8 protein-coding genes are annotated in these 6,427 nt (G+C 68.9%); 5 read left to right on the plus strand and 3 right to left on the minus strand.

Annotated elements, in window-relative coordinates:
• The first annotated feature begins 15 nt into the window (after positions 1-15).
• Positions 16-216, plus strand: a complete 201-nt coding sequence (locus OWR29_RS30900) for a CAP domain-containing protein (protein ID WP_324291283.1) — start codon at positions 16-18, stop codon at positions 214-216.
• Here the strand turns inward: OWR29_RS30900 and OWR29_RS30905 are convergent.
• A complete protein-coding gene (locus OWR29_RS30905; RefSeq protein WP_267566882.1) occupies positions 213-563 on the minus strand; it encodes a hypothetical protein in 351 nt (116 codons plus the stop codon). The two genes, OWR29_RS30900 and OWR29_RS30905, sit on opposite strands and share 4 nt — an antisense overlap.
• 22 nt (positions 564-585) lie before the next feature.
• Between OWR29_RS30905 and OWR29_RS30910 the strand changes: the two genes are divergently transcribed.
• Genes OWR29_RS30910 through OWR29_RS30920 form a run of 3 tightly spaced genes read left to right on the plus strand, consistent with a single transcriptional unit; the run spans position 586 to position 2,405 of the window.
• The gene (locus OWR29_RS30910; RefSeq protein ID WP_267566883.1) at positions 586-1,095 is read left to right on the plus strand and encodes a type II toxin-antitoxin system PemK/MazF family toxin; all 510 of its coding nucleotides are present in this window, start codon (positions 586-588) and stop codon (positions 1,093-1,095) included.
• 52 nt (positions 1,096-1,147) lie between these two features.
• A complete protein-coding gene (locus tag OWR29_RS30915) occupies positions 1,148-1,747 on the plus strand; it encodes a hypothetical protein (protein ID WP_267566884.1) in 600 nt (199 codons plus the stop codon).
• 1 nt (position 1,748) lies between these two features.
• Positions 1,749-2,405 carry an adenylate kinase family protein gene (locus OWR29_RS30920; protein ID WP_267566885.1) on the plus strand — a complete coding sequence of 219 codons (657 nt, stop codon included), beginning with the start codon at positions 1,749-1,751 and terminating at the stop codon, positions 2,403-2,405.
• Here OWR29_RS30920 and OWR29_RS30925 read toward each other — a convergent pair.
• Positions 2,402-3,151: a polyphosphate kinase 2 family protein gene (locus tag OWR29_RS30925; protein ID WP_267566886.1), complete on the minus strand. Its 750-nt coding sequence runs from the start codon at positions 3,149-3,151 to the stop codon at positions 2,402-2,404. The genes OWR29_RS30920 and OWR29_RS30925 overlap by 4 nt on opposite strands.
• 84 nt (positions 3,152-3,235) lie before the next feature.
• Here OWR29_RS30925 and tyrS point away from each other — a divergent pair, with 84 nt between their 5' ends.
• Entirely contained in the window at positions 3,236-4,492 is a 1,257-nt protein-coding gene (gene tyrS, locus OWR29_RS30930) for a tyrosine--tRNA ligase (RefSeq protein ID WP_267566887.1), read from the plus strand.
• A 23-nt stretch (positions 4,493-4,515) separates the two neighbouring features.
• Here the strand turns inward: tyrS and mraY are convergent, their stop codons facing one another.
• Positions 4,516-5,619, minus strand: a complete 1,104-nt coding sequence (gene mraY / locus OWR29_RS30935) for a phospho-N-acetylmuramoyl-pentapeptide-transferase (RefSeq protein ID WP_267566888.1) — start codon at positions 5,617-5,619, stop codon at positions 4,516-4,518.
• Positions 5,620-6,427: the final 808 nt, after the last annotated feature.

Consider the following 6,427-nt stretch of genomic DNA (forward strand, 5'->3'; position numbering starts at 1 on the left):
GCCGCCGCCGAGAACATCGGCTTCGGTTCCAGCGGGGCCAGCAACGCGGACAAGATCAAGGCGGCCAACGGCCTCACCGACAGCATGCTGGCCGAGGTGCCGCCTGACGACGGCCACCGCAAGAACCTGCTGAACAAGGACCTCAAGCGAATCGGCCTGAGCGTCGTCCGCGACAGCAAGGGCGTCACCTGGATGGTGCAGGATTTCGTGAACTAGCCCGATATCCAGGCGTGACCGGGGTGGACGAGGCGTAACGCGCTGTCGAGCCAGTCGCGCTCACTCACGGTGAGCCGGGGCGCGACCGCCGCGTAGTCCTGCTCGTCCTTCGGCCGCCGGTGCTTGGCCTTGAAGAGCAGAACCACTTCGGGGCTGAGGTAGGGGATCCCGTCGCGGTCCGTGCGCACGATTTCCCCGTACGGTCGTCGCAGGCTCGCATCCCGGCGGGAGATCCAGACGTCCCCGTCGTGCGGCTCCCGGAAGACGTCGAACCGCCAGGCCTCGGCCGCGGTGTCGTAGGCCCAGGTCTGATGCCACGGCAGCCAGGCGTCGATGTCCGGTGTCATACCGGCAGCCTAGAGTTCTCGCGTGGCCAAGATTCTCAAGTCCTTGCTGCGCCGGGTGGCGGAGGTTGTCGCCCCACCTCGCGCCCCCCAGCAACAGCCCGCGCCCGCGCCGCGCCCGAGGCCGCAGGGCCAAACTCACCCGCGGCATGTGCCGACTCACGAGCGCGGCCGGCGCATCGAGTATTCGCCCAATCTGGACGGCGATGCCGATCCCGGCGAAATCGTGTGGACCTGGGTGCCCTACGAGGACGACCCGAACCAGGGCAAGGATCGCCCGGTCCTGGTGGTCGGCCGGTCCGGTCGTACGGTCCTGGGCCTGATGCTCTCGTCGAAGGACCGCCGCGACGGCGAGCACAACTGGCTCCCCCTGGGCACCGGCGCCTGGGACAAGGAGGATCGCCCGAGCTGGATCCGCCTCGATCGGGTGATCGAGGTCGACCACGACGGCATCCGCCGCGAGGGCGCCATCCTCGACCGTTCCCGTTTCGACGAGGTCGCCGCTCGGCTACGCCAGGAGTACGGCTGGCGCTGAGCGCCCGCCGTTGGTGGACAGTCACCCGCGCGGACCGGATAGCGTTGACGCCATGGATAAGGACGTAATGACCGGTTTCGGCGGGAAGCAGGCCTGGCTCGCCGTCCGGCACACCGCGGGGGTGAGCCCGGAATCCGTGATCGCCGCCCTCGGCCTGCGCGACCTGGGCACCGTCCCCTGGCGCGACGGCATCGACCTTGCCCATCTCACCGACGACCGGGTGGCCGTCACCCCGCCGCTGACGGGCGCCCGCGACGACCAATGGGTGCTCGCCACCGGCCGCTGGCTGCTCCGTCCCGACGTCTCGGTCGACGTCGTCGAGCTGTCGGCCACGCTCGCCGCCGAGGTGCAGTTCTTCGCCACCCACCGGGTCACGGAGCTGCACCGCTGGCAGCGCGCCGCCGAGGGTGAGCTGATCCGCACTTTCGGGTATGTGGGGCAGACCGGCGAGGTCACGTCGTGGCACGGCGAGCCCGACCCGGCCGAACGCGAGGCCGGCCTGCCCGGCGAACTGGACGAGGAGACGACTGTCCTGGTGGGCGAGAAGGACGTGCTCGCCGTGGCCGGCGCCTGGAGCATCGACCCGACCACCCTGACCGGGCGCGCGGCGCCCGGCCCGCTGCGCGTCGGCGCGGCCGACGGAGAGGGCTGACATGCGCAAATTCGTGATCATGGGAGTGCAGGGCAGCGGCAAGGGCACCCAGAGCGAACTGCTCTGCGCCGACCTCGACCTGGTGCACATCTCGGTCGGCGACATCTTCCGGTGGAACGTGCAGAACCACACCAAGCTGGGCGCCCAGGTCCGCCGCACGATGACCGCGGGCGAGCTGGTCGGCGACGACATGGTCGAGTCGGTGGTGCGCGAGCGCCTCGACCGGCACGACTGGAACTTCGGCTTCGTCATCGACGGTTTCCCGCGCAACGGGCGCCAGGCCGAGTTCTTCATGGAGAGCTACGACATCGACGCCGTCATCCACCTCGAACTGCCGGACGAAGAGGTACGCCGCCGCGTGCTCAGCCGCCGGCTGTGCCCCAACTGCGGCATGGACTACAACCTGATCGCCGACCGCCCCGAGGTCGAGGGCCGCTGCGACATCTGCGGGCACGAACTGATCCGCCGGGCCGACGACACGCCCGAAGCCCTCGACGCCCGGCTGCGCGACTACCACGAGAAGACTCGCCCGGTGCTCGACATCTTCGGCCGCAAAGAGGTCATCCACGACATCGACGCGCACCCGTCGGCCGACGAGGTGCAGCAGTCCATCCGCCTGACGCTGGGCCTGCCCGACTACAAGCCCGCGTCCGCCTAGTAGGTGATGCCGCGCTTGGTCAGCTCGGCCTCGACGGCGTCACACACCGCCTCCACCACCGCGAACCGGGCGTAGTGCTTGTCATTGCCGGGGATGACCTGCCACGGCGCCCACGTCGGGTCGGTGCGCTCCAGCATTTCCTCGATTGCGGCCTCGTACGCGGGACGCTTCTCGCGGTTCCGCCAGTCCTCATCGGTGAGTTTCCACTGCCGCAGCGGGTCGCCCGACCTGTCCTCGAACCGGCGCAGCTGTTCCTCGGGCGAGACGTGCATCCAGAACTTGACCATGATCATGCCCTCGTGCACGAGTGTCCGCTCGAACTCCACGATCTCGTTGTACGCGCGGGACCACTGCTCCTTGGACGCGAATCCCTCGACCCGCTCGACCAGCACCCGCCCGTACCAGGAGCGGTCGAAGACGGCCATGCCGCCCCAGCCGGGCAGCTTCGGCCAGAAGCGCCACAGGAAGTGGTGCCGCTTCTCGTCGTACGTCGGGGCGGCGAACTGCGACACCCGGACGTGCCGCGGGTCGAGCGGGGCGACCAGCCGCTTGATGGCGCCGCCCTTGCCCGAGGCGTCCCACCCCTCGAAGACGCAGCACAGCGGCGGGCCGATCTTCTGCTCGCCGATCTGACCGCCGAGGAGCAGCCGCAGCCGCAGCAGGCGCTGCTGGGCCTCCTCGAGCCGGGCCACAGCCTTCTTCTTCGAGATGTCGATCGGCGGATCACCGCTACCCAGGCGACTCATCCGTACAGCATGTCCTTGTCGGGCCACATCCGCATCGTCGAAACCCGGTGTCGCCGTCGATCGGCGGTGCGTCACAATTTGCTGGTGACTCTCCTAGACGACCTGACATGGCGTGGACTGATCCAGGACTCGACCGACCCGGCCGCGCTGGCCGCGGCCCTCACCGGCGAGCCGATCACGTTCTATGTGGGTTTCGACCCCACCGCCGCGTCACTGCACGTCGGTCACCTCATGCAGGTCATCACGGCCGGCCGCCTCCAGCGCGCCGGCCACCGCCCGCTGCTGCTCGTCGGCGGGGCCACCGGCCAGATCGGCGACCCGCGCGAGTCCGCCGAGCGCACCCTCAACCCGCCCGAGGTCGTGCAGGGCTGGGTCGAGCGCATCCGCTCACAGCTGGCGCCCTTCGTGACGTACGAGGGTGCGAACGCCGCCCAGACGGTCAACAACCTCGACTGGACGGGACCGACCTCGGTCATCGACTTCCTGCGCGACGTCGGCAAGCACTTCCCGATCAACAAGATGCTGGCCCGCGACGTGGTGCGCAACCGGCTCGAGAGCGGCATCAGCTTCACCGAGTTCAGCTACCAGCTGCTGCAGTCCAACGACTTCTACCAGCTGCACCAGCGGCACGGCTGCGCGCTGCAGTTCGGCGGGTCCGACCAGTGGGGCAACATCACCGCCGGCGTCGACTTCGTCCGCCGCCGGGGCGCCGGCCCGGTGCACGCCTTCGTCACCCCGCTGGTCCTCAAGGCCGACGGCACCAAGTTCGGCAAGAGCGAGGGCGGCGCGGTCTGGCTCGACCCCGAGATGACCAGCCCGTACGCGTTCTACCAGTTCTGGATCAACTCCGACGACCGCGACGTCAACAACTACCTGCGGTACTTCAGCTTCAAGAGCCGCGAAGAGCTGGAAGAGCTCGAGAAGGCGACGGCCGACCGGCCGCAGGCCCGGCTGGCCCAGCGCGCCCTGGCTTTCGAGATCACCGCGTTGGTCCACGGTGAGACCGAGGCGGAACAGGCCGTCATGGCCAGCCAGGCGCTGTTCGGCCGCGGGGCGCTCGACTCGCTGTCGGCCGACACGTTGCGGGCCGCCCTGGGCGAGGCGGGGCTTCTGTCCGTACGCGGGGAAATGCCGAACTACAGCACGTTGCTCAAAGAGTCGGGCCTGGTGGCCAGCGCCAACGAGGCCCGGCGCACCATCACCGAGGGCGGCGCCTACGTGAACAACGAACGCATCACCGACGGCGAGGCCGTGCCGACCGCCGAGACCCTTCTGCACAACCGGTTCCTGGTGCTCCGTCGCGGGAAGCGCACGTTCGCCGGCGTCGAATACACCGCCTGACTTCGAGCTCCTGACGGCCGCCCTCAGCCGGTGGCCGTCAGGAACTCGGCGTAGAACAAGCTCAGCCCCGCCGCCACGCCGACCCCCGCGATGATCCAGAACCGGATCACGATGTTGACCTCGCTCCACCCGGCCAGCTCGAAGTGATGATGCAGCGGCACCATGCGGAAGACCCGCCGCCCGGTGGTCCGGAACGAGACGATCTGGATCACCCAGGTCACCGTGATGAGGACGAACAGCCCGCCGATCACGATCGCCAGCAGCGTGGTGCGGGTGGCCACGGCCAGCCCACCGATCAGCGCGCCCAGCGCGAGCGAGCCCACATCACCCATGAAGATCCGCGCCGGCGACGTGTTCCACCACAGGAAGCCGAGACAGGCGGCCGACGCCGCGGCCGCGATCATGGCGATCTCCAGCGGATCCCGCACCTCGTAGCAGTAGTCGTTGGACCGCACGTACGCCGCGTCCGCGCACCAGTGCCGGTACTGCCAGAAACCGATCAGCGCGTACGCGGCAAAAACCAGCATCGACGCGCCGGTGGCCAGCCCGTCGAGGCCGTCGGTGAGGTTCACGCCGTTCGACAAGGCCGTGATGACGAAGACAAAGACGAGCACCGAGCCGAACTTCCCGACGTCCAGCCAGCTGATGTCCCGGATCAGCGAGATGTGCTCGCTGGCCACGGTCTGCCCGTTGGTGCTCACGAAGTAGAGGGCGACGATGCCGAACCCCGCCCCGACCACCGCCTGGCCGAGCAGCTTGCCCTTGGCGCTCAACCCGTCCGAGTTACGCCGGCGCACCTTGAGGAAGTCGTCGAGGAACCCGACCGCGCCGCAGCAGACGAACAACCCCAGCAGGACGAAAGCCGTCATGGTCGGCTCCTCCTGAGCGATCTGCCGCTCAGGAAGAGTCGTCAAGGCGACGTGCCCCGCCACGTAGGCGAGGACCGTCGCAAAGATGAACGCGACGCCGCCCATCGTCGGGGTGCCCGTCTTCCCCTGGTTGCTGGCCAGCCCGAGCGAGCGGATCGGCTGCCCCGCCTTGAGCGCCGAGAACACCCGGATAGCGATAGGCGTGGTCAGCAGCGAGACGATGAAGGCAACCCCCGCCGCGACGATGACCGCCCTCACGGCCGGCCTCCAACCATCAACTGGAGCCGACCCGGCCTGCCGTCCATCGCGAGATCATCGATCACGGGACACGAGCTTGCCACCCGCCCCACACCAAAGCACCCCCGCCCTGACACGCCGCGCCGACCAACCTCCCGGCGTGATCCCCCCACCACGCTGCGCGCACCAGCGCGCGCCGATGCCTCACCCAGCGACACCCCCGCGGCGCGATGCCTCACCCAGCGCCGGCACACCCGGGGCGCGATGCCTCACCCAGCGACACACCTGGGGCGCGATGCCTCGCCCCAGCGCCGGCACACCCGGGGCGCGATGTTTCGCTCACGGCCGACACACCTGACCGCATACACGGGCGACACCCTGATCGGTGCGTTGTCCACATCCGCCGGTTGTCCGCAGGCCGGCCGGCGCCGCCCGGCAAAGATCGCCGCTCTCCTCCACACTGACCAACGGGTGTCCCCCAAGCGAGGGCGGGCTCCGCGGTGGGCCGCCGGGCATGATCAAACGATTGTGAGCTGGGGAAACGGCGTCGGTTCGAGTGGGCGCGACTTTAGGGTTCCGGCTGGTGGGGGCTCTGTGACGTGGTTCGCAGGGGGTCGATTTGGCGTCCATGCGGACGGCCTGTAATGTTTACCGAGCCGCCAGGGAGACGGGCGAGCGAGCGGGACTCTTCGGAGGCCCGGCGCGGCCGTCCTGGGGGAAACCAAGGAAATGCCTCAGCAATAGCTGATGTAGATTCTTGCGGGCTTGAGCGGTTCTGGATCGCGAATTTCGGGGAAGTTACCCGGGTTTGACGACAAGGAAAAGCCCA

Source organism: Paractinoplanes pyxinae (assembly GCF_026626335.1).
Lineage (GTDB): Bacteria > Actinomycetota > Actinomycetes > Mycobacteriales > Micromonosporaceae > Actinoplanes > Actinoplanes pyxinae.

What these genes read in the sequence shown, in the direction of transcription:
- OWR29_RS30915 (WP_267566884.1), top strand. Translation starts at nt 1,148, where the DNA reads ATGGATAAGGACGTAATGACCGGTTTCGGCGGGAAGCAGGCCTGGCTC.
- OWR29_RS30925 (WP_267566886.1), bottom strand. Translation starts at nt 3,151, where the DNA reads ATGAGTCGCCTGGGTAGCGGTGATCCGCCGATCGACATCTCGAAGAAG.
- OWR29_RS30920 (WP_267566885.1), top strand. Translation starts at nt 1,749, where the DNA reads ATGCGCAAATTCGTGATCATGGGAGTGCAGGGCAGCGGCAAGGGCACC.
- OWR29_RS30905 (WP_267566882.1), bottom strand. Translation starts at nt 563, where the DNA reads ATGACACCGGACATCGACGCCTGGCTGCCGTGGCATCAGACCTGGGCC.